The sequence below is a fragment of the Acidovorax sp. 106 genome, from assembly GCF_003663825.1.
Lineage (GTDB): Bacteria > Pseudomonadota > Gammaproteobacteria > Burkholderiales > Burkholderiaceae_C > Acidovorax.
Genome location: NZ_RCCC01000001.1, coordinates 1,216,351 through 1,237,487, shown reverse-complemented (window position 1 = coordinate 1,237,487; position 21,137 = coordinate 1,216,351). Strand labels below are relative to the sequence as shown.

18 protein-coding genes are annotated in these 21,137 nt (G+C 64.8%); 14 read left to right on the top strand and 4 right to left on the bottom strand.

Translation table 11 applies throughout. The features are described from left to right. Positions 1–19 precede the first annotated feature (19 nt). On the bottom strand, positions 20–1,306 hold the full coding sequence (locus C8C98_RS05570; RefSeq protein ID WP_121453459.1) for an HD-GYP domain-containing protein: 1,287 nt from the start codon (positions 1,304–1,306) through the stop codon (positions 20–22). A 108-nt stretch (positions 1,307–1,414) separates the two neighbouring features. Between C8C98_RS05570 and recG the strand changes: the two genes are divergently transcribed. The 10 genes from recG to C8C98_RS05520 all read left to right on the top strand — a co-directional run bounded on the left by recG (position 1,415) and on the right by C8C98_RS05520 (position 13,293). Continuing rightward, the gene (gene recG / locus C8C98_RS05565; protein WP_121453458.1) at positions 1,415–3,535 is read left to right on the top strand and encodes an ATP-dependent DNA helicase RecG; all 2,121 of its coding nucleotides are present in this window, start codon (positions 1,415–1,417) and stop codon (positions 3,533–3,535) included. A gap of 41 nt (positions 3,536–3,576) precedes the next feature. After that, on the top strand, positions 3,577–4,542 hold the full coding sequence (locus C8C98_RS05560) for a LysR substrate-binding domain-containing protein (RefSeq protein WP_121453457.1): 966 nt from the start codon (positions 3,577–3,579) through the stop codon (positions 4,540–4,542). 216 nt (positions 4,543–4,758) lie between these two features. After that, entirely contained in the window at positions 4,759–6,498 is a 1,740-nt protein-coding gene (locus tag C8C98_RS05555; protein ID WP_121453456.1) for a dipeptidase, read from the top strand. A gap of 154 nt (positions 6,499–6,652) precedes the next feature. Continuing rightward, positions 6,653–7,171 carry a Dps family protein gene (locus C8C98_RS05550; protein WP_121453455.1) on the top strand — a complete coding sequence of 173 codons (519 nt, stop codon included), beginning with the start codon at positions 6,653–6,655 and terminating at the stop codon, positions 7,169–7,171. Positions 7,172–7,280: 109 nt separating this feature from the next. Then, positions 7,281–8,186 (top strand): 4-hydroxybenzoate octaprenyltransferase, encoded by a 906-nt coding sequence (gene ubiA, locus C8C98_RS05545; RefSeq protein ID WP_121453454.1) that lies wholly within the window; start codon positions 7,281–7,283, stop codon positions 8,184–8,186. A 265-nt stretch (positions 8,187–8,451) separates the two neighbouring features. Beyond that, positions 8,452–9,396, top strand: coding sequence for a hypothetical protein (locus C8C98_RS05540; RefSeq protein WP_121453453.1), 945 nt, complete (start codon positions 8,452–8,454; stop codon positions 9,394–9,396). Positions 9,397–9,484: 88 nt separating this feature from the next. Then, entirely contained in the window at positions 9,485–10,720 is a 1,236-nt protein-coding gene (locus C8C98_RS05535; RefSeq protein ID WP_121453452.1) for a hypothetical protein, read from the top strand. Positions 10,721–10,805: 85 nt separating this feature from the next. Further along, positions 10,806–11,417 (top strand): TerD family protein, encoded by a 612-nt coding sequence (locus C8C98_RS05530; protein WP_121453451.1) that lies wholly within the window; start codon positions 10,806–10,808, stop codon positions 11,415–11,417. Between the two features lie 70 nt (positions 11,418–11,487). Further along, positions 11,488–12,528, top strand: coding sequence for a hypothetical protein (locus tag C8C98_RS05525; protein ID WP_121453450.1), 1,041 nt, complete (start codon positions 11,488–11,490; stop codon positions 12,526–12,528). Between the two features lie 18 nt (positions 12,529–12,546). Further along, on the top strand, positions 12,547–13,293 hold the full coding sequence (locus tag C8C98_RS05520; protein ID WP_121453449.1) for a VWA domain-containing protein: 747 nt from the start codon (positions 12,547–12,549) through the stop codon (positions 13,291–13,293). 107 nt (positions 13,294–13,400) lie between these two features. On the opposite strand, the gene proC is transcribed toward C8C98_RS05520, so the two are convergent. From proC to C8C98_RS05505, 3 genes are all read right to left on the bottom strand, one after another. After that, a complete protein-coding gene (gene proC / locus C8C98_RS05515; protein ID WP_121453448.1) occupies positions 13,401–14,246 on the bottom strand; it encodes a pyrroline-5-carboxylate reductase in 846 nt (281 codons plus the stop codon). A 202-nt stretch (positions 14,247–14,448) separates the two neighbouring features. After that, positions 14,449–15,942, bottom strand: coding sequence for a glycerol kinase GlpK (gene glpK / locus C8C98_RS05510; protein ID WP_121453447.1), 1,494 nt, complete (start codon positions 15,940–15,942; stop codon positions 14,449–14,451). 220 nt (positions 15,943–16,162) lie between these two features. Further along, positions 16,163–16,927 carry a DeoR/GlpR family DNA-binding transcription regulator gene (locus C8C98_RS05505; RefSeq protein ID WP_121453446.1) on the bottom strand — a complete coding sequence of 255 codons (765 nt, stop codon included), beginning with the start codon at positions 16,925–16,927 and terminating at the stop codon, positions 16,163–16,165. Between the two features lie 273 nt (positions 16,928–17,200). Between C8C98_RS05505 and C8C98_RS05500 the strand changes: the two genes are divergently transcribed. From C8C98_RS05500 to C8C98_RS05485, 4 genes are read left to right on the top strand one after another with little or no spacing between them, the layout of a single operon-like run. After that, entirely contained in the window at positions 17,201–18,289 is a 1,089-nt protein-coding gene (locus C8C98_RS05500) for an ABC transporter ATP-binding protein (RefSeq protein WP_121453445.1), read from the top strand. Position 18,290: 1 nt separating this feature from the next. Continuing rightward, positions 18,291–19,367, top strand: coding sequence for an ABC transporter ATP-binding protein (locus tag C8C98_RS05495; protein WP_121453444.1), 1,077 nt, complete (start codon positions 18,291–18,293; stop codon positions 19,365–19,367). Next, positions 19,364–20,260, top strand: a complete 897-nt coding sequence (locus tag C8C98_RS05490; RefSeq protein WP_121453443.1) for a carbohydrate ABC transporter permease — start codon at positions 19,364–19,366, stop codon at positions 20,258–20,260. Before C8C98_RS05495 ends, C8C98_RS05490 begins: the two co-directional genes overlap by 4 nt. Continuing rightward, positions 20,253–21,065, top strand: a complete 813-nt coding sequence (locus C8C98_RS05485; RefSeq protein WP_121453442.1) for a carbohydrate ABC transporter permease — start codon at positions 20,253–20,255, stop codon at positions 21,063–21,065. The genes C8C98_RS05490 and C8C98_RS05485 overlap by 8 nt, the downstream gene beginning before the upstream one ends. Positions 21,066–21,137: the final 72 nt, after the last annotated feature.

The following is a 21,137-nucleotide window of genomic DNA, read 5'->3' as shown; positions in this document are numbered from 1 at the left end:
GGGCCGCTGCTGCGTTGCTCTACCAGGGGCGCTCGGGCATGCCGGACCACAGCTCGTTGAGGTCCGGAAAGCGCCATTTGTCCGGGTCTTCCCGCGCCACCACCTTTTCATTGCAGCCGGGCTCTGCCAGGTCCACCACCTCGGGCGGGATGCGCAGGTCGGATTTGGTGGAGAAAAACACCTTGACGCGGGGGGATGTGAGCGATTTTTCGCCCTGCTCCATCACGACCCCAATGCGCCCGGACGTCAGCCGCACCAGCGAGCCTACGGGGTAGATGCCGATGCTTTTGACGAAAGCCTGGAACAGGCGCGGGTCAAAGTGGCCCTTGGTCCATTCGGCCATGCGGCGCAGCGATTCAGAGGGGTCCCAGCCGCGCTTGTAGGGGCGATCGGAGGTGATGGCGTCGTACACGTCGCAAATCGCCGTCATGCGGGCAATCAGGGTGATTTCGTCGCCCTTGAGCTTGTCGGGGTAGCCCGACCCGTCGATTTTTTCATGGTGGTGCAGGCAGGCGTCCAGCACAGAGTCTTCGACACTGCCCCCCTCTTTGAGCATGTTGTAGCCCTCGACAGGGTGGCTTTTGATCACCTCAAATTCATCGTCGGTGAGCTTGCCTGGCTTGTTCAGCACCGCCAGCGGGATGGCGGCCTTGCCCAGGTCGTGCAGCAAGCCCGCCATGCCCGCACTGCGGGTGTGTTCCTCGCTCAGCCCCACCTGCTTGGCCAGCGCCACCATCATGGCGCACACGGCCACAGAATGCATGTAGGTGTAGTCGTCTGCCGTCTTCAGGCGCGCCAGGCTGATCAGCGCACCGGGGTTGCGGGTGACTGAGTCTGAGATCTCTTCCACCAGATTCTGGGCGCTGACCGAGTCCACCGCCTTGCCCAGACGGGCTTCGTTGAACATAGACACCACGGCGCGCTTGGATTCACTGCAAATCGACGCTGCCACCTTGAGCTCGTTTTGCATCGTGGCGGGCAGCCGGCCCCGTGGGGCGACGGGCGCCGGAGGCGGGGGCGGCGGTGCGATGACGATGGCGGGCATGTCTTCTAGCAGCGCAAACTCTGAGTCGATCTGAAGATCCGCCTCTTCGCGAGATACAGAGGTCACGCCAGCGGCCACGTCCAGCCCCTTAGAGGTGTCAATCCATACCTCATCAATGGCCGTCGCCTGGATGCGGGCCAGATCCTTGGGGTCTTTGAGCACGAATTTGGCGCGCCAGAAGGGGTGATCCATCCAGGAGCCGCAGAACTCGTGCAGATACATGCCCAGGGTGAGATGTTGAATACGGATTCGCTTGAGCATGACAACTATTCAGAACGCAGACTGCCGGAAACGCTAGGAACAAACAGTAACCATGTTAGCCTTTTTGCCCGACGAAGCCATCGCCATTTGCCATCCCCTTTGAAGAAAATGCCCGCAGCCCCTAGGGCCCCAGCCCCGGCAGCCCAGAGCGCCGCCCAAAAAGCCATGCAGAAGCTGGGTCTTCGGCGCGACATCGACCTGGCCCTGCATCTGCCGCTGCGCTACGAGGATGAAACGCGCATCACTCCGCTGGGCAGCGCGCGCGATGGGCAAACCGTGCAGATCGAAGCCACGGTGACTGCCAGCGAGGTGCAACTGCGCCCGCGCCGCCAGCTGCTGGTGCAGGTGGAAGACGCCACGGGCACTTGCGAGTTGCGCTTTTTCAGCTTCTACCCCTCGCACCAGAAGACGCTGGCCGTGGGCAATCGGCTGCGTATCCGGGGCGAGGTCAAGGGCGGGTTTTGGGGGCGGCAGATGCTGCACCCGGCGTTTCGCCAGGCGGGTGGCGAGCTGCCCGCCGCGCTCACTCCCGTGTACCCCACCACCGCAGGGCTGGCGCAGCCCTATCTGCGCCGTGCGGTCGTGAATGCCCTGGCGCGGGTGGACTTGTCAGATACCTTGCCGCCCGGCGTCGAGCCGCCTTTTGCCGTTTTTAGGCATCAAAATGGCCGCCAAGGCGCGTGGAGCTTGCGCGAGGCGCTCATCTTTTTGCACCACCCCACGCCCGATGTGGCGTTGTCCACCCTGGAAGACCAAAGCCACCCCGCCTGGCAGCGCCTGAAGGCCGAGGAGCTGCTGGCCCAGCAGCTGTCCCAATACCAATCGCGCCGTGAGCGCGACCGCCTGCGCGCCCCGGTGTTGCGCCCGCAGCCAGCCCACAACGGGGCATTGCCGCTGCATGAACAGCTCATGGCCGTTCTGCCGTTCGACCTGACGGCTGCCCAGCGCCGCGTGGGCGAAGAAATTGCGGCCGACCTGGCGCGCAAGGTGCCCATGCACCGCTTGTTGCAGGGTGATGTGGGCTCGGGCAAGACCATCGTGTCTGCCTTGGCTGCCTGCCTGGCCATGGACGCGGGCTGGCAGTGCGCGCTGATGGCGCCCACCGAAATCCTGGCCGAGCAGCATTTCGCCAAGATGATCGGCTGGCTCGAACCGCTGCTGGCCGCGCGCGGCCGCAAGGTGGCCTGGCTGGTGGGCGGGCAAAAGAAGAAGGACCGCACCGCCATGCTCGCGCTGGTCGAGAGCGGCGAGGCCGCGCTGGTGGTGGGCACCCACGCCGTGATCCAGGATCAGGTGCGGTTCAAGAACCTGGCGCTGGCCATCATCGACGAGCAGCACCGCTTTGGCGTCGCGCAGCGGCTGGCGCTGCGGCAAAAGCTGGCCGAGCACGGCATGGAGCCGCACATGCTCATGATGAGCGCCACACCCATCCCGCGCACGCTGGCGATGAGCTACTACGCCGACCTGGATGTCTCGGTCATCGACGAGCTGCCCCCGGGCCGCACCCCCATCGTCACCAAACTCATTGCGGACAGCCGCAAAGACGAGGTGATTGCCCGCATTGGCGCGCAGGTGGAGGCCGGGCGGCAGGTGTACTGGGTGTGCCCGCTGATCGAAGAAAGCGAGGCGCTGGATCTGTCCAACGCCACCGCCACCCACGCCGATCTGAGCGAGGCCTTACCGGGCGTCATGGTGGGCCTGCTGCACTCGCGCATGCCCACGGCCGAGAAAAAAGCCGTGATGGCGCTGTTCACCAGCGGCCAGATGGGTGTGCTGGTCAGCACCACCGTCATCGAAGTGGGTGTGGACGTGCCCAATGCCTCGCTCATGGTCATCGAGCATGCCGAGCGCTTTGGGCTGAGCCAGCTGCACCAGCTGCGCGGCCGGGTAGGGCGGGGCGCGGCGGCATCGGCCTGCGTGCTGCTGTACGCCACCAACGACAGTGGCCGTGTGGGTGAAACCGCCAAGGAACGCCTGCGCGCCATGGCCGAGACCAACGACGGCTTCGAAATCGCCCGGCGCGACCTGGACATCCGGGGCCCCGGCGAGTTTTTGGGCGCGCGCCAGTCGGGCGATGCATTGCTGCGGTTTGCCGACCTGGCCACGGACACCCATCTGCTGGAATGGGCGCGCGAACTGGCCCCGCAGATGCTGGACCGCCACCCAGAATTGGCCGCAAAGCACGTGGCCCGCTGGTTGGGTGGAAAATCCGACTACCTCAAAGCATGAGACGCTGCCATCAACATTGATGCGGCCCGCAGGAACACACCATGACCCTCACCGAACTCAAGTACATCGTTGCGGTGGCCCGCGAGAAGCACTTTGGCCACGCGGCCGATGCCTGCTATGTGTCGCAACCCACGCTCTCGGTGGCCATCAAGAAGCTGGAAGAAGAGCTGGACGTGAAGCTTTTCGAGCGCAGCGCGGGCGAGGTCACGGTGACTCCGCTGGGCGAGGACATCGTGCGCCAGGCGCAAAGCGTGCTGGAGCAGGCGGCGGCCATCAAGGAAATCGCCAAGCGCGGCAAGGACCCGCTGGCCGGGCCGCTCACGCTGGGCGTGATCTACACCATCGGGCCCTATCTGCTGCCCGAGCTGGTGCGCCAGTCCATCACGCGCACGCCACAAATGCCGCTGATGCTGCAGGAGAACTTCACCGTCAAGCTGCTGGAGATGCTGCGCACGGGCGAGATCGATTGCGCCATCCTGGCTGAGCCCTTCCCCGACACCGGCCTGGCCATGGCGCCGCTGTACGACGAGCCCTTCATGGCCGCCGTGCCCAGCACGCACGAGCTGGCGGCCAAAAAGTCGGTCACGGCGGCCGAACTCAAGAACGAAACCATGTTGCTGCTGGGCGCGGGCCACTGCTTTCGCGACCATGTGCTGGAGGTGTGCCCCGAGTTTGCTCGCTTTGCCAGCAATGCCGAGGGCATCCGCAAGTCGTTTGAAGGCTCGTCGCTAGAGACCATCAAGCACATGGTGGCCGCCGGCATGGGCGTGACGCTGGTGCCCCGCCTGTCGGTCCCGCGCGATGCGCTGCTCACAGTGTCGCGCCGCCGCAAGAGCGACGAGAGCTACATCCGCTACCTTCCCATCCAGGAAAAAGACGGCGGCCCGCCACCCATGCGCCGCGTGGTGCTGGCTTGGCGGCGCAGTTTCACGCGCTACGAAGCCATTGCCTCGCTGCGCAACGCCATCTACGCTTGCGAACTGCCGGGTGTGACGCGCCTGTCCTGACGTTGGCTGGCCGGGATGCCGGGCCTGCTGGCCCGTCGCAGTGGGCGATGTGGCGTAACTTTTTGTTACCCCCGGTCCGTCGCTGGGCGGGGCTACACTCGCGCCGCGCTGGCACCGCGTGCCCGGCGTTTGCATTGTGTTTGCATTCCCCTGACCCGCAATGTTGCCGACCACATGGCAACGGCGGCTTATGACTCCAAGAAGAGAGAGGTTCTCATGAAGAAGCTTTGGCTCACCGCCACGCTGGTGGCTGCCCTGTCCGCCTGTTCCACTGTGCCCCAGGCCAGCGGCCCCCTCAAAAAGGCCGAGATGGACCGCATTGCCGCAGCGCCCGCCGCCATGTCGGCCACCGCTGCGTCTGGCAGCTTCAGCCAGTTCCTGGCGTTGTCGGCCCAAATGCAGCCCGAGCTGGCCCCCGCCGTGGCAGCCTACGGCAGCAAGGCCACGCTGCTGGGCGATGACCTCGTCAACATCAGCCGCCTGCTGGGCCTGTACAACCGCCTGAAGAACCAGACCGCCGTGATCGACGCCACGGCGCGCATGGTGGCCATTCCCACGGTGCGATCCGACAAGGTGCCGCCGCATGAGGACAAGCACATCATTGCTTTTGGCACCCTGGTGGAAGGCATGGCCAAAGAGTTTGGCCTGCAATACCGCAACGTGGACAACCGCATTTTTGAAGTGAAGCTGCCCGGCAGCGGCCCCGAAGAGTTTGGCATCCTGACCCACGCCGACGTGGTGCCTGTGGTGGCTGATGAATGGGTGCTGGACGACGGCACCAAGCTCGACCCCTTCAAGCTGACCCGCGTGGGTGGCAACCTGTACGGCCGGGGCTCCATTGACGACAAGGGCTCCATCGCCACCGTGCTGTATGCCATGAAGGCGGTGAAGGAAAGCGGTCTGCCGCTGGCCCGCACCATCCGCCTCATGATCGAAACCACCGAAGAAACCGGTGGTGACGCGATGAAGTACTACCGTGCCAAGACCGCGCTGCCCGAGTACAACATCGTGCTCGACAGCAAGTACCCCGCTGTGGTGGCGGAAAAGGGGTCGGGCGCGCTGCGCACCACCTTTGCGCTGGGCGGCGCTGCAGGCAGTCAGCCCACCATCGTGGCCATGGCCGGCGCCGCGTCGGCCAACGCAGTGCCCCAGACGGCCACCGCCCGCCTGCGTGGCGGCAATGCCGACGCCATTGCACGTCAGCTCAGCGCTGGCAAAGACGCCTTTATCGGCAAATACACCGGCCAGGGCGGCCAATTCAGCATCGACGTGGCGCGTGACGGCGCAGATGTGCTGGTCAAGGTCACGGGTGTCTCGGCCCACGGCTCGCGCCCCGAAGAAGGCGTGAACCCGCTGCCGCGCCTGGCGCTGTTCCTGCAGCAATCGGGCCTGGCGGTGGCGGCCAATGGCTATGCCCACGCCGTGAAATACATCGCGGACCTTTATGGCGTGGACTACCTTGGTCGCACCCTGGGCCTGGCTTACAGCGACGACTTCATGGGCCCGCTGACCATGTCGCCCAACCTGATCCGTGAGAAAGACGGCAAGGTCGATGTGCTGGTGAACGTGCGCATGCCCCGTGGCAACACGCCCGAAGCGTTGGCGAAGGCCACCACCGAGCGCATCAAGGCCTGGGGCAACCAGGCCGGTGTGGCGGTCGAGGTGGACCACAACCAAGGCAACTGGATGGCCCGTGACCCCAAGGGCGCCTGGCTGGCCACGCTGCTCAACACCTTTGGCGACACCACGGGCCTGCCTGCGCAGCCTGTGCCCACCGCTGGCAGCACCACGGCCAAGCTGATGCCCAACGCCATCAACTTTGGCCCCGCCATGCCGGGCAAGAAGTACACGGCCCACAACGCCAAGGAGTTCAAGGAAGTGGTGGACCTGGACGCGGACATGCAGATGTTCACCGAAATGCTGGTGCGCATCGGCAATCTGCCGCAGATGCAGTGAGTCTGCGGATAGGATCCGCCTGCGTGTTTTCTTGACCCAGGTGCAAGGCATCGGCATTGGCTGACACGGTGGACCGGTGCCTTGCGCTACAGTGTTTGAGGACCCCGCGCAACGCGGGGTGTTTCATGTTCTCCGCACGGAAGGAACCTCACCCATGGCCAAAGCTTCTGGCAAAGCCGCACCCGGCAAGACCTCTGCCCCCAGCATCAACATCGGCATCAGCGACAAAGACCGCGCTGCCATCGCCCAGGGTCTGTCGCGCCTGCTGGCCGACACCTACACCCTGTACCTCACCACCCACAACTTCCACTGGAACGTGACGGGCCCCATGTTCAACACGCTGCACACCATGTTCATGGCGCAGTACACCGAACTGTGGAACGCGGTGGACCCGATTGCCGAGCGCATCCGCTCGCTGGGCCATGTGGCTCCGGGCTCGTACGCCGAGTTTGGCAAGCTGGCCACCGTGCCCGACGCCCCTGCCAAACCCCCCAAGGCGCTGGACATGGTGCGCGTGCTGGTCGAAGGCCACGAAGCCGTGGCCCGCACCGCACGCAGCCTGTTCCCCCTGGCCGACAAGGCCAGCGACGAGCCCACGGCCGACTTGCTGACCCAGCGCTTGACGGTGCACGAACAGACGGCGTGGATGCTGCGCTCGCTGCTCGAAGAATAAGAAATCAGAAGCGCAAACACCTCACTGCTTGGTGACGCTCACGCCCGGTGGCCGAAAGGCCCCGGGCGTTTTTCATGTCCGCGCCGGGCATGGGTGAAAATCCCGCCCCATGACCGCCACCACCACACCCGACGCCCCCCGCAGCCGCTTCTCGCTCTATCTCGACCTCATCCGCTGGGACCGCCCCGCAGGCTGGTTGGTGTGCCTGTGGCCCACGCTCGGCGCGCTGTGGATTGCGGCGGACGGCTTCCCCGGCTGGCACCTGCTGATTGTGTTTGTGCTGGGCACCCTCCTCATGCGTAGCGCCGGTTGTTGCGTGAACGACGTGGCCGACCGCGACTTTGACAAGCACGTCAAGCGCACCGCGCAGCGGCCCGTGACCACTGGGCAGGTTTCCGTCAAGGAGGCCCTGGGCCTGGGGGCTGTCCTGGCGCTGGTGTCGTTTGGCCTGGTGCTCACCACCAACACCGCCGCCATCCTCTGGTCCGTGCCCGCCGTGCTGGTGGCCATTGCCTACCCGTTCACCAAGCGCATCATTTCCATGCCGCAGGCAGTGCTGGGTATTGCGTTCAACTTTGGCATCGTCATCGCCTTTGCGGCGGTGCAGGGCAGCGTGCCTGCCGTGGCGTGGTGGATGTGGCTGGGCAATATGTTCTGGGTGCTGGCCTACGACACCGAGTACGCCATGGTGGACCGCGATGACGACCTCAAGATCGGCATCAAGACCTCGGCCATCACCCTGGGGCGGTTCGATGTGGCGGGTATTGTGCTGTTCTATCTGCTTTTCATAGGAATTTGGGCTGTAGCGCTTGCTCCTTATGCGCTAGGCGCTATTTTTTATATAGCGCTTGCTGCGGCGCTGGCTCAGGCCGTGTGGCACTTCACGCTGATCCGCACGCGCACCCGCGAGGGCTGCTTCAAGGCGTTCCGCATCAACCACTGGCTGGGCGCCACGGTGTTTGCGGGCATTGCGGGCAGCTACCTGCTGCGGTGGATGGGGTTTGTTGGCGCTTGAGGCTGCACGGCGCTAGCGCAGCCCGCAGCCTGACGATCGCTCGGAGGCCTCTTGGGCGGAGTGCGTCAAAGTGGCCCCAGTTTCTAGGCCCGTGGTGTGGGTGGTTGCAAGGTGTAAGGATTGTTGGGAGGTGTGTGGTTGGCGCTCTGTGGCGCTTTCCTGGGCAGGGGGCTCGATAAGATCGTGCGCCCTGTGCAGCCTCGGTCGGCCGAGCGATGGGTGCTGGTTTCCCCCTTCCTTGTCCCCTTTTCCTCGTCTGGCTTGCATGAAATCACCCACCTTCCCTCGTGCTGCACGTTGCCTGTTCACCGGGGCTGCGCTGCTGAGCCTGGCGGCCCCCGCACTGTCTGGCGACTACAGCCCTTACCCCAAGGCCGGTGTGTATGACGCCAGCGACAGCCGGTTCGAGCGCGTGTTGACCGTCAAGCCCAATGGCAAGTTCACGCTGGAAGTCTCAGAGATCGGCAAGCCGGGCCAGTTGCGCAGCGGCGCTGGCGAAGGCCGTTTGTCCGACGCGCCCGGCGGCTGGAGCTTCAGCGAAGGCCGTTGCAGCATGACCTTGAAGCGTGCGGCAGGCGGCATGCAGCTGCATGTCGAGACCTGTGCCAGTGCCTGGGGCGATGTGCCGTTTGATGGCAAGTACCAATTCAAGGGCGAAGCGGCCTCCATGCCTGTGGCCAAGGCGGCGCCCTCACCAGCGGCTGCCGCGCCGTCCGCTGCGCCCGCGCCCCTTTCAGCGCCGCAGCCCTCCGTTGGGCCCTTGCCATCGCGCAAAGAACTGCGCCAGCAATGGTCCAACCTGTCGTCTGACACCGTGGCGGGCAAGAGCGCGGGCTTTTGGGCAAAGTCGACCGCAGGCAGCACCGCAGGTAACGCCCCAGGCAATGGACTGGAGCAATTCTCCCGGGCCGGCTTTGTGGTGGACGTGACAAGCGCCTACGACAGCCTGCCCCCCGCAGAAATGGCCAAGTCCCCGCTGAAACTGGTGGAGGTTCTCCTGCCTGTGGTCTCCGTCAAAGAGGGGCTGGAGTTTGAGATTGATTGCAGCTTTGGCAAGTTCAACAAGGTGGTCGCCATCAATGTGAGCAGCCTGGGCAAGGGCAACCAGATCACGCGCAAGCGCGCCAGTGCGTGGGCCTTGGATGACCGGTGGCAACCCGTAGAGATCAAGCCCGCCCACAAGGCCAAGTGCCCTCAAGGGGTGTATTGAAGAGGGTGCGCGCAGCCTTGGCGCTAGCCGCAGCGCCATGGGTTCGCCATTAAACTCCGCCGCTGTTGATGAACTCCCAGAGAAGCCCATGACCCGCAATCCACTGGCCGCGACTGTGATTGGCGGCAACGCCTTGGTGACGCAGCCCCCCGCTCAGGAGGCGGTGTCCATGGCGGCGGTTTCGGCCGCTCCTGTGGCGTTGCCTGCGCACTTTCCCGTCACGCTCCACGCCGATCAGCAGCAGCTGGTGCAGCAAAACCTGTCGCAGGTGGACTTTCTGACTCTGCCCACGCGCGAGGTCGTCACCCTGGGGGGCGACGTGGAAACGGCCCTGCACCGCACGCTCGACGGCTTTCTCTCGCGCATCGATCAGGGCAACGATCCCAAGATTTTCAAGCTGATCGCCAGCCTCAAAGAGGCCGTCGACAAGGAAGACTTGCCCGCGCTGGCGCAGCGCATCCTGAACCCCGAACCCACTTTGCTCTCGCGCATTGGTGGCCTGTTCAACAAGGCGGCTGCAGCCAAGGCGCTGGCCGCCGTGTGGGAAGAAACCCGCCGCCTCGCCCTGGGCAAGACCAAGACGCTGGTCGATGTGGTGCAAAAGATGGACGGCGAGCTGCGCCAAGAGCAGCACAAGCTCGACACCGAAATCCGTGCGCTGGAGCAGCTCAAGGATTCGTACCGCGACCGCTACAGCGACTTTGTCGTGGTGGTGGCCTTTTTGTCGCTGTTTTTGGCGCGTGCCCGCGAGCAGGTGGCCCAGGCCGAGCAAAGCGCCCAGCCCGGCAACCCGCAAGACACGGCCCACGTTACCGAACTCAAAGACAAGCTGCAGGCGCTGGAATCGCGCGCGCTGGCGCTCGAAGGCACGCTCAGCCGCCTGCCGGCCGACCAGCTGGTAATCCGGCAACTGCAAAACGCCGCCATTGCCACGCTGCAAGAAACCACCACCACCGCATCGAGCCGCTTTGCCAGCATCAAGATGACCCTGCTGACCTTGCACGGCGCGCTGGTCACCCAGTCGGTGCAGCAACTGGCCGACCAGGGCGCGGCGCTGGACCAGAACCTGGCGGGTGTGCGCTCGGCGCTGATGAAAGACGTGGTGACCAAGGCCGCCAACGCACCGGGCGATAACCGCCTGGCCCAGGCGCAGCAGCTGCAGGCCATCGTGGCCGACACCGCGCAGCTGGTGGGCGTGGTGGAGCAAGCCCGTGCCGACAACCAGCAAAAGTTTGCCCAGGCGCGCGAGATGTTTGCCCAGGCCCGCCAGGACATGCTGGCCGTGGGCCAGCAGCTGCGCCCCGACCAGGCCCTGAAATACTGACCCTGGCCCCCGGCCCGCCCCGCGCAATGCGCTGTGAGGGCGGGGCGCCCAGACACCCCCTGATGTTGCCCCGAAGGAAACCGACATGGCCCTTGAACTGAAGCTCTCCAAGCCCGGCGATACCGCCCCCAAACTGTCTCTGAACCTGGCCAAGCCCGCGCGCTTTACGGTGGAGCTGTCGTGGGATTCGGCGCACGACCTGGACACCCATGCGCTGCTGGCCAGCAATGGCGGCGGTGGCGCCAAGGTCACCAGCTTTGACCAGGTGCTGAGCACCTACAACGCCAAGAAGACCAACCCGCAAGGCGTGTTGACCACCAACGCCGATGGCTCGTTCTCCACGCCCGAAGGCGGCATCACCCACTCGGGCGATGCACGCACCGGCGTGAACCTGGACGTGGACGAAACCCTGTCGATTGACGGCAGCAAGATCCCTGCGGGCGTGAACGAGATCCCGATCTTCGTGACCATCCACGCCGCATCCGGCGCCAACTTCTCGTCCGTGAAAAACGCGGGCATCCGCATCAAGAACGACCAGGGCCTGGTGCTGGGCGAGTACCTGCTGTCCAACGAATTCGGTCCTTTCAACGCGGTGCAGATGGGCAGCCTGCTGCTGGACGGCAGCGGCTGGCATTACCTGGCCGCAGGCAGCGGGTTCAACGGCGATTTCAACTTCATCCTGTCGCACTTTTCGTGAGCGGCGAGGCGGGGGCGCAGTCCGTGTTCTTGTTCTGTAACGCCCCCTTTGAATCCATGCCCCTTGCCGGATGAAGCCCAAAGTCATCACCCACACCCCTGCCAGCCCGCAGGCGCAAGCAGCCGCCACGCCGGGGCCTGACGCCGCAGTTGGCCCGGGATTGCGGGCCACGGTCATAGCGCCGGGTGGGGTGCCTGCCACGGTGCAGGGGGCATCGCGCCCCGCGCCCACCACGGTGGCGCCGCAGCCGGGTGTTGCACCCATTGCATTGCCCAGTGCTTCACCCGGGGCGCAAAAGGCCCCGCCCTCGGTGGTGCCGGGCACGATTCGCCGGGGTGTGGAGGTCAGCCTGCCGGAGCTGGTCCAGCGCTTTCCAGCCGCGATGCCCGAGGCGCTGCAGCAAGCCCAGCGCCTGCTGCAGGCCACCATCGTCAATACCCTGAGCGCGACCCAGGCCGCCCGCTGGGGCGAAGAGGCCCAGCAGCGCTATGGCGCGCTGGTCGATGCCTCGTTGCAGATCACCCAGGCCACCACGCTGCAGACCAGCCTGCGCCATGTGGCACGTTTGCATGCGCTGCTGCAAGGCATTGCCGACGAATGGCTGGCCCCCGCCAAGTCGCCGCTGCTGTTCTGGAAGAGCAGTGCCGGGCCCGCCGCGCTGTTGCAGGCCAGCCAGGGCGAGCTGGCGCAACTGCGCCAGCACCTGGCCGAGGCCTTGCCCGCCCTGCGCAGCCTGCAGGCCGAGCTGCAAGGCATTGGCAGCGAACTGGCTCCGCTGGCCGTGCGGCTGGAGGCGCAAAGCCTGGCCGCGCACTACCTGGCCGATCTGCTGGACTCTGGCGCCGATCCACGCGCCCATGCCTTGCTGCAACGCGCCAGCGCGCTGGCGCAGACCGTGCTGCACATCCATGGGGGCCTGCAGCTGCGCCAAGGCAGCCAGCACAGCCTGGATGGGCTGATCCACCGCATCCAGGACACCGTGCTGATGGCCCTGCCTGCGTGGACAGAAAAAGTGGCCCTGGCCACCCAGGCGCGGCAGTTGAATGACACCGAACGCTACGCCCTGGCGCAGCAACTGCAAGGCCTGCTGGGCCTGCTCCACCTCTCTTAACTTGACGGACGACCGAACATGGCGCTCACCCTGGACCTGAACAAATCGCAACAAGCTCTGGTGCTCAACCTGGCCAAGGCGGGCGTGAGCGAACCGCCCAAAGTGGACGTGGCGTTTGTGATGGATGTCTCCGGCTCGTTTGACGACGAGCACCGCCAGGGCGTGACCAACGACCTGCTCACACGCCTGATCCCCTGGGCCGCGCTGTTCGACCCGGACCAAAAGATGGAGGTCTATACCTTCTCCAATGGAGCCCGCAACGTGCACCACGCCGCCGATGTGAGCGCCAAGAACTACGAGGGCTACGTGAAACGCGAAATCATTGGCTGCCCCGGCTATATGGGCGCCACCGACTATTCGTATGTGCTGGAGCGCGTTCTGTCCGATTTTGGCTGGGGTCCAGAGAAGCCCAAGGGCTTCCTGAGCCGCTTGTTTGGGGGCGGTGCTGCCCCTGCCCCCGCAGCCAAACCCCGCCAGACGCTGATCTTTTTTGTGACCGATGGTGAAAGCGCCGATGAGGCCAGAACGACCGAACTGTTGACCGCCTCTCAAACACGCGGCGACGGCGTGTACTTTCACTTTTTAGGGGTCAGCAACCAGTCGGCCAAGTTTCCGTACATCCAGCGCTTAGGCAAACAGTTTGACAACGTGGGCTTCACGGCGGTGAACCGGGTGCGCCAATGGGTGCAGCAGCCGGACGATGCCATCAACCAGGCCCTCATCAGCGATGAGTTGGTGGCCTGGCTAAAGAAAATGCGAAGCTGAGGGGCGTATTCCCCATACTGCATACTGGGTGAAAGTGCTATAAAAAATATAGCTGCTAGCGCTTATTTAATAAGCGCTAGCAGCTAATTTGCTTGATGTTTTAGGCGTCAGCCGCCGAACTCGTTGCCCAGCTCGTTCGCTCGCTGGCGGGCAGCTTCCATGGCGCGCTCAAACGCCGGGCCGACGCCTGCTGCCTCCATGGACTGCAGCGCCGCATAAGTGGTGCCGCCCTTGGACGTGACGCGCTGGCGCAGCACGGCGGGGGGCTCGTCAGAGCGACGGGCCAATTCAGAGGCCCCCACAAACGTGCCCACGGCCAGTTGGTGCGCCTGCTGCTCGCTCAGGCCCATGTCCACGCCCGCGCGGGTCATGGCTTCGAGGAAGTAGAAAACATAGGCAGGGCCTGAGCCGGAGAGTGCTGTGACGGCGTCCAGCTGCTTCTCCTCTTCGACCCACAGGAACTCGCCGGTGGATGCCATGATTGCTTCTACGCTCTGGCGCTCTGCCGCAGTGACGGCGGGGCGGGCGTAGATGGCGCTCATGCCCTTGCCCACCAGCGCGGGCGTGTTGGGCATGGTGCGCACGATGCGCTCGGTGCCGAGCCACTGCGCGATGCTGTCAGAGCGGATACCGGCAGCCACGCTCAGGTGCAGCGCAGCTTGCGTGTGGGCCTGGGCCTGTGCGGCGGCGTCCTTGAAGGTTTGCGGCTTGACGGCCCAGACCACAATGCCTGCGCGCTGCAGGGCCGCGCTCGCCTCGGCCTGGGCTTCAATGCCGTAGTTCTTGCGCAGCGCCTCGCGTGCTTCGGCCCAGGGTTCCACCACCTCGATCTGGCTGGCAGGCAGGCCCTGGTGGATCAGCCCGCCAATGATGGCGCTGGCCATGTTGCCGCCGCCGATGAAGGCGATGATGGGCAGGGTGGAGGCAGAAGCGGGGGCAGAGGTGGTGCTCATGGTTCAGGCAATAGATGATGGTCAACGCAGGCATGCGATGGTATCCGCGTTGCATGGTGGGCATGGGAGTTGATGGCAAGCAGATCAGCACCAGAATCGCGCCGATCCACTCTATCCCCCCTCAGTTCGGTGAGGTAGCCCGCCTGCGATCTGGGCGCGGCCCATGCCAGTGCTCCCGCGCAGCGCCTCAGGGGGATGCACTCTATACAGCCGTGGTTTGCTGCACCGCATGCTCCCAGTTCGCCATCAACTCCTGTGCGCGGGCTTTGCTCAGCGTGGGGACAAAGCGGCGGTCAGCGCGCCATAGCTGGGACAGCTCGTCGGTGCTGGCGTACACGCCGCTCGACAGGCCCGCCAGGTAGGCCGCGCCCAGGGCGGTGGTCTCGATCACGGCGGGGCGCACCACCGGAATGCCCAGCAGGTCGGCCTGGAACTGCATCAGCAGGTCGTTCACGCACGCGCCACCGTCCACGCGCAACTCGCTCACCGGGGCGCCACCGGCGGCCACGGCGTCGCGGCTCATGGCGAGCAGCAGGGCGGCGCTTTGGTAGGCAATGCTCTCCAGCGCCGCGCGGGCAATGTGGGCAATGGTGCTGCCGCGTGTGAGGCCCGTGATGGTGCCGCGTGCGTCGGGCTTCCAGTACGGGGCTCCCAGGCCGGTGAAGGCGGGCACCATCATCACGCCGCCCGAATCGGGCACGCTTTGCGCCAGCGACTCGACTTCGCTGCTGTGGGTGATGGCGCGCAGGCCATCGCGCAACCACTGCACCACCGCGCCGCCCACAAACACGCTGCCTTCCATGGCGAACTCAGGCTGGGTCGATGCCTGTGCGGCGCTGGTGGTCAGCAGGCCGTTCTGGCTGGTCTGGAAGGTTGTGCCCGTGTGCATCAGCATGAAGCAGCCCGTGCCATAGGTGTTCTTGGCCATGCCCGCCGTGAAGCAGGCCTGGCCGAACAGCGCGCTTTGCTGGTCGCCCGCCACGCCGCCGATGCGGATGGGGTGGCCCAGCAGGTCGGCCGCCGTGTCGCCAAAGTGGGCGGCCGAGGGCAGCACCTCGGGCAGCAGCGCCTTGGGGATGCGCAGCAGCGCCAGCAGTTCGTCGTCCCACTGGTTGGTGTGCACATTGAACAGCATGGTGCGCGAGGCGTTGCTCACATCCGTCACATGCACCTGGCCATGGGTGAGCTTCCACATCAGCCAGCTGTCCACCGTGCCAAAGGCCAGCTCACCGCGCTCTGCGGCTTCACGCGCGCCGGGCACGTGGTCTAGCAGCCATTGCAGCTTGGTGCCCGAGAAGTATGCGTCGATCAGCAGCCCCGTCTTGGCCTGGATGGTGGCTGCGTGGCCTTGTTCACGCAGTTGGGCGCAAGCGGGTTCAGCGCGCCGGTCCTGCCACACGATGGCGTGGTGCACGGGCTGGCCCGTCTTGCGGTTCCACAGCACCGTGGTTTCGCGCTGGTTGGTGATGCCCACGGCGCGCACGGCGTTGGCCGCAATGCCCGCCTTGGCCAGCGCATCGCGCGCGGTGGCCAGCTGGGTGCGCCAGATCTCCAGCGGGTCGTGCTCCACCCAGCCGGGCTGGGGGTAGATCTGCGGCAATTCGAGCTGCGCCTGCGCCACGATGTGGCCGCGTTCGTCAAAGACGATGCTGCGGGAGCTGGAGGTGCCTTGGTCGAGTGCGAGCAGGTAGGTCATAGAAGAATAGGTTTGTTAGGCATGTAGTTCGGCCCCAACTTGGAGAGCTGGCCCTTGAAAGCGCGCAGCCGATGCCAGCGACCGCCGCGCAAGGGCCGCCAAGCTGCAGAGGCGGCGCTTCGCTTGTGGGCGCTGGCGGTGTCCCCCTTCTCTCGAATTGCAATGCAATTCGAGAGAAGGGGGAAGGCGCGAAGCGGCTCAGGGGGATGCACTCCATCTTTCAGGCTGCCACGGTGCAGATCACACCGGCATCTTGCAGCAGGGCAGGGAAGGGCTCAGGCGGCGGCGCATCGGTGAACAGTCGCCCGATTTGATTGAGCGTGGCCAGCTGCACCATGGCTGGGCGATTGAACTTGCTCTGGTCGGCGGCCAGCCACACCTCGCGGGCCTGGCCGATGATGGTTTGCGCCACCTTCACCTCGCGGTAGTCAAAGTCGCGCAGCGAGCCATCGGGCTCGATGCCCGAGATGCCGATGAGGGCGATGTCCACCTTGAACTGGCGAATGAAATCCACCGCCGCTTCGCCCACGATGCCCCGGTCGCGCGGGCGTACCACGCCGCCAGCCACGATGACTTCGCACTCGGGGTTGCTGCACAGGATGGCGGCCACGTTCAGGTTGTTGGTGATGACGCGCAGACCTCGGTGGTGCAGCAGCGCCTTGGCAATGGCCTCGGTGGTGGTGCCGATGTTCAGGATCAGTGAGCAGTTGTGCGGCACCTGCTCGGCCACGGCGCGGGCAATGCGGGCCTTGCCTTCGGCGTGCAGGGTTTCGCGCTGGGTGTGGGCCAGGTTCTCCACCGTGGAGCTGGGCACGCGCACACCGCCATGAAAACGCGTGAGCAGGCCCGACTCGGCCAGGCGCTGCACGTCGCGCCGTACGGTCTGCAGGGTCACGCCCAGGGTGTCGGCCAATTGTTCCACGGTGGCGGACTTGCGGGTGCGCACTTCTTCAAGCAGTTGCAGTTGGCGGGGGTTGGTGTTCACGGGCAGACGGATGGTTTTTGCGTTCGGGGTGCCTGTTGTGCTGGTGTAGGCGGTGTTTTGTCATCGAATCGTAACGAAACTGAAATGAACAGAAAGCGAACGCCGTACGCTTTGTTGGACTTTAAATCGAACGAAAACGAAATGATTAAGGGTAAACCTGGATTCAATTCGAATCAAAAAGAACAAAAATGAAAAATATCGAAAATCATGGGCGGCTGGCATCTATGCGGGTCGTCTTGTCACACAGGCCGTTGGGCCGGAAGAGGATGCTTCATGCAGCTGGCACTGGACAGCATCAGCAAAAGGGTAGGTGCGCAGACCTGGCTTTATGACATGAGCCTGGCATTGCAAAGCAATGCCGTGACGGTGCTGCTGGGCGCCACCCAGGCGGGCAAGACGAGCCTGATGCGCATCATGGCGGGACTGGATACGCCGACCGCAGGCAAGGTGACGGTGGATGGCGTGGACGTGACGGGCATGCCCGTGCGCGAGCGCAACGTGGCCATGGTCTACCAGCAGTTCATCAACTACCCCTCGATGAAAGTGTTTGACAACATCGCCTCGCCGCTGAAGCTGCGCGGCGACAAGAACATTGAAGTCCGGGTGCGCGAGCTGGCCAGCCGTTTGCATATCGACATGTTTTTGGACCGCTACCCGGCAGAGCTGTCGGGCGGGCAACAGCAGCGCGTGGCGCTGGCGCGGGCCCTGGCCAAGGGCGCGCCACTGATGCTGCTGGACGAACCCCTGGTGAATCTGGACTACAAGCTGCGCGAGGAACTGCGTGAAGAGCTGACCCAGCTGTTTGCCGCAGGCCAATCCACCGTGGTGTATGCCACCACCGAGCCGGGCGAGGCGCTGCTGCTAGGCGGCTACACCGCCGTGCTCGACCAAGGGCGGCTGCTGCAATACGGCCCTACGGCCGAGGTGTTCCACACGCCCAATTCACTGAGCGTGGCGCGCGCCTTCAGCGACCCGCCGATGAACCTGATCCCTGCTACGCCCTTGTCGCAAGGCGTGCGGTTGCAAGGCGGTTGCGATCTGGCCATCCCGCTGCCCGCGGGCAGCGCCGCTGGCGCCCTGACGGTGGGCGTGCGCGCCAGTGCCCTGCGCGTGCATGCGCGCCCCGGCGATGTGAGCGTGAGCGGCGTGGTCGAGCTGGCCGAAATCTCAGGCTCAGACACCTTTGTGCATGCCCACACGCCCTGGGGCGAGTTGGTGGCACAGCTCACCGGCGTGCACTACTTTGAACTGGGCACGGGCATCACCTTGCACCTGGACCCGGCGCAGGCCTATGTGTTTGGCGCTGACGAGCGCCTGGTGTGGGCGCCCGCCCGCCACCTGGCCGTACAAGGAGGTCGCTGAGATGGCGCGTATCAGTCTGGACTTGGCGCATTCGTACAAGCCCCACCCGCAGCAGGACAGCGACTATGCGCTGCTGCCCCTGAAGATGGAATTTGAAGACGGCGGCGCCTATGCGCTGCTGGGCCCCTCGGGCTGTGGCAAGACCACCATGCTCAACATCATGTCGGGCCTGCTTGTGCCATCGCACGGCAAGGTGCTGTTTGATGGCCGCGATGTGACCCGCGCCAGCCCGCAGGAGCGCAACATTGCGCAGGTGTTCCAGTTCCCGGTGATCTACGACACCATGACGGTGGCCGAGAACCTGGCCTTCCCGCTCAAGAACCGCAAGGTGCCCGAAGCCCAGATCAAAGAGCGCGTGGGCGCGATTGCCGAGATGCTGGAGATGAGCCACCAGCTCAACATGCGCGCGGCGGGCCTGTCGGCCGACCAGAAGCAAAAAATATCGCTGGGCCGTGGTCTGGTGCGATCGGACGTGGCGGCCGTGCTGTTCGACGAGCCGCTCACGGTGATCGACCCGCACCTCAAGTGGCAGCTGCGTCGCAAGCTCAAGCAGATCCACCACGAGCTCAAGCTCACGCTGATCTACGTCACGCACGACCAGGTGGAGGCGCTGACCTTTGCCGACCAGGTGGTGGTGATGACACGCGGCAAAGCGGTGCAGGTGGGCTCGGCCGATGCGCTGTTCGAGCGGCCCCAGCATGTGTTCGTGGGGCACTTCATTGGCTCGCCGGGCATGAACTTTCTGCCTGCGCAGTCGGATGGTGCCGAGCTGGCCGTGGCGGGCCATCGCCTGGCGGCCCCCGCAGGGCGCGCGCTGCCCGCTGGTTCGCTGCAGGTGGGCATTCGCCCCGAATACCTCGCACTGGCCGCTGCGCAGCAGCCCGGCGCATTGGCGTGCAGCGTGGCGCAGGTGCAAGACATCGGCACCTATTTGATGCTGACCGCGAAGGTGGGCGAGCACACGCTCAAGGCCCGCTTCAGCCCCGAGACGCGCTTGCCATCGGCAGGCGACACGGTGTGGCTGCAGGTGCTGGGCGAGCACACCTGCTATTACCAAAACGAGGAGCTTTTGGCATGAGCACGACGACCAAGCCCGTGAACCAGAAGGCCTGGTTCCTGATCCTGCCGGTCATCATCTGCGTGGCCTTCTCGGCCATCTTGCCGCTGATGACGGTGGTGAATTATTCGGTGCAAGACATCATCAGCCCCGAGCGCCGCGTGTTTGTGGGCACCGAGTGGTTTGCCGCCGTGATGCGCGACGAGGAACTGCACTCGGCCCTATGGCGGCAGATCACCTTCTCGCTGGCCGTGCTGGCGGTGGAGATTCCGCTGGGCATCTTGCTGGCGCTGTCCATGCCCGCGCAGGGCTGGAAGTCGTCCGCCGTGCTGGTGGTGGTGGCGCTGTCGCTGCTGATTCCCTGGAACGTGGTGGGCACCATCTGGCAGATCTATGGCCGGGCCGACATTGGCCTGATGGGCCGGATGCTGCAGGAGATGGGCATTGAATACAGCTACACCGGCAACGCCACGCAGGCGTGGCTGACGGTGCTGCTGATGGACGTGTGGCACTGGACGCCGCTGGTGGCGCTGCTGGCCTTTGCGGGGCTGCGGTCCATTCCGGATGCCTACTACCAGGCGGCCCGTATTGACGGTGCCAGCAAGTTGGCGGTGTTCCGCTACATCCAGCTGCCCAAGATGCGCGGCGTGCTGATGATTGCGGTGCTGCTGCGCTTCATGGACAGTTTCATGATCTACACCGAGCCCTTTGTGCTGACGGGTGGCGGGCCGGGCAATGCGACCACGTTCCTGAGCCAATACCTCACGACCAAGGCCGTGGGGCAGTTCGACCTGGGGCCTGCCGCAGCGTTCTCGCTGATTTATTTCTTCATCATCTTGCTGCTGTGCTTCATCCTCTACAACTGGATGCAGCGCGTGGGCACCGCCAGCGACGAAGGAGCCGGCCATGCATGAAAGACGCTTCCAAAAGCGCACGCTGTTCCTGATCGCGTACCTGCTGTTTGCGCTGTTGCCCATCTACTGGATGGTCAACATGAGCTTCAAGACGAACGAAGAGATCCTGTCGAGCTTCTCGTTCTTTCCGCAGCACTTCACCTGGGCCAACTACAAGACCATCTTCACCGATGCGTCGTGGTACTCGGGCTACATCAACAGCCTGATCTACGTCAGCATCAACATGGTGATCACGCTCACCGTGGCTTTGCCTGCGGCTTATGCGTTTTCGCGATACAGCTTCTTGGGCGACAAGCATGTGTTCTTCTGGCTGCTGACCAACCGCATGACGCCACCCGCCGTGTTCCTGCTGCCGTTCTTTCAGCTCTACACCACCGTGGGGCTGATGGACACGCACATCGCTGTGGCGCTGGCGCACCTGCTGTTCAGCGTGCCGCTGGCGGTGTGGATTTTGGAAGGCTTTATGAGTGGTATCCCGCGCGAGATCGACGAGACGGCGTACATCGACGGCTACAGCTTTCCGCGCTTCTTCCTCACCATCTTCCTGCCGCTCATCAAGGCGGGTGTGGGTGTGGCGGCGTTCTTCTGCTTCATGTTCAGCTGGGTCGAGCTGCTGCTGGCCCGCACGCTGACCAGCGTGAACGCCAAGCCCATCGTGGCGACGATGACGCGCACGGTGAGCGCCAGCGGCATGGACTGGGCCACGCTGGCGGCGGCGGGTGTGCTGACCATCGTGCCGGGTGCCATCGTGATCTGGTTTGTGCGCCACTACATCGCAAAAGGCTTTGCGATGGGCCGGGTGTGATGCACCCCCTGAGTCGCCTGCGGCGCCTTCCCCCTCTAGGGGGACGACACCCTCGCTGCGGGGCGGCCCTGG

Coding starts and splice junctions, on each gene's coding strand:
- C8C98_RS05570 (WP_121453459.1), bottom strand. CDS start 1,306: ATGCTCAAGCGAATCCGTATTCAACATCTCACCCTGGGCATGTATCTG.
- recG (WP_121453458.1), top strand. CDS start 1,415: ATGCCCGCAGCCCCTAGGGCCCCAGCCCCGGCAGCCCAGAGCGCCGCC.
- C8C98_RS05560 (WP_121453457.1), top strand. CDS start 3,577: ATGACCCTCACCGAACTCAAGTACATCGTTGCGGTGGCCCGCGAGAAG.
- C8C98_RS05555 (WP_121453456.1), top strand. CDS start 4,759: ATGAAGAAGCTTTGGCTCACCGCCACGCTGGTGGCTGCCCTGTCCGCC.
- C8C98_RS05550 (WP_121453455.1), top strand. CDS start 6,653: ATGGCCAAAGCTTCTGGCAAAGCCGCACCCGGCAAGACCTCTGCCCCC.
- ubiA (WP_121453454.1), top strand. CDS start 7,281: ATGACCGCCACCACCACACCCGACGCCCCCCGCAGCCGCTTCTCGCTC.
- C8C98_RS05540 (WP_121453453.1), top strand. CDS start 8,452: ATGAAATCACCCACCTTCCCTCGTGCTGCACGTTGCCTGTTCACCGGG.
- C8C98_RS05535 (WP_121453452.1), top strand. CDS start 9,485: ATGACCCGCAATCCACTGGCCGCGACTGTGATTGGCGGCAACGCCTTG.
- C8C98_RS05530 (WP_121453451.1), top strand. CDS start 10,806: ATGGCCCTTGAACTGAAGCTCTCCAAGCCCGGCGATACCGCCCCCAAA.
- C8C98_RS05525 (WP_121453450.1), top strand. CDS start 11,488: ATGAAGCCCAAAGTCATCACCCACACCCCTGCCAGCCCGCAGGCGCAA.
- C8C98_RS05520 (WP_121453449.1), top strand. CDS start 12,547: ATGGCGCTCACCCTGGACCTGAACAAATCGCAACAAGCTCTGGTGCTC.
- proC (WP_121453448.1), bottom strand. CDS start 14,246: ATGAGCACCACCTCTGCCCCCGCTTCTGCCTCCACCCTGCCCATCATC.
- glpK (WP_121453447.1), bottom strand. CDS start 15,942: ATGACCTACCTGCTCGCACTCGACCAAGGCACCTCCAGCTCCCGCAGC.
- C8C98_RS05500 (WP_121453445.1), top strand. CDS start 17,201: ATGCAGCTGGCACTGGACAGCATCAGCAAAAGGGTAGGTGCGCAGACC.
- C8C98_RS05495 (WP_121453444.1), top strand. CDS start 18,291: ATGGCGCGTATCAGTCTGGACTTGGCGCATTCGTACAAGCCCCACCCG.
- C8C98_RS05490 (WP_121453443.1), top strand. CDS start 19,364: ATGAGCACGACGACCAAGCCCGTGAACCAGAAGGCCTGGTTCCTGATC.
- C8C98_RS05485 (WP_121453442.1), top strand. CDS start 20,253: ATGCATGAAAGACGCTTCCAAAAGCGCACGCTGTTCCTGATCGCGTAC.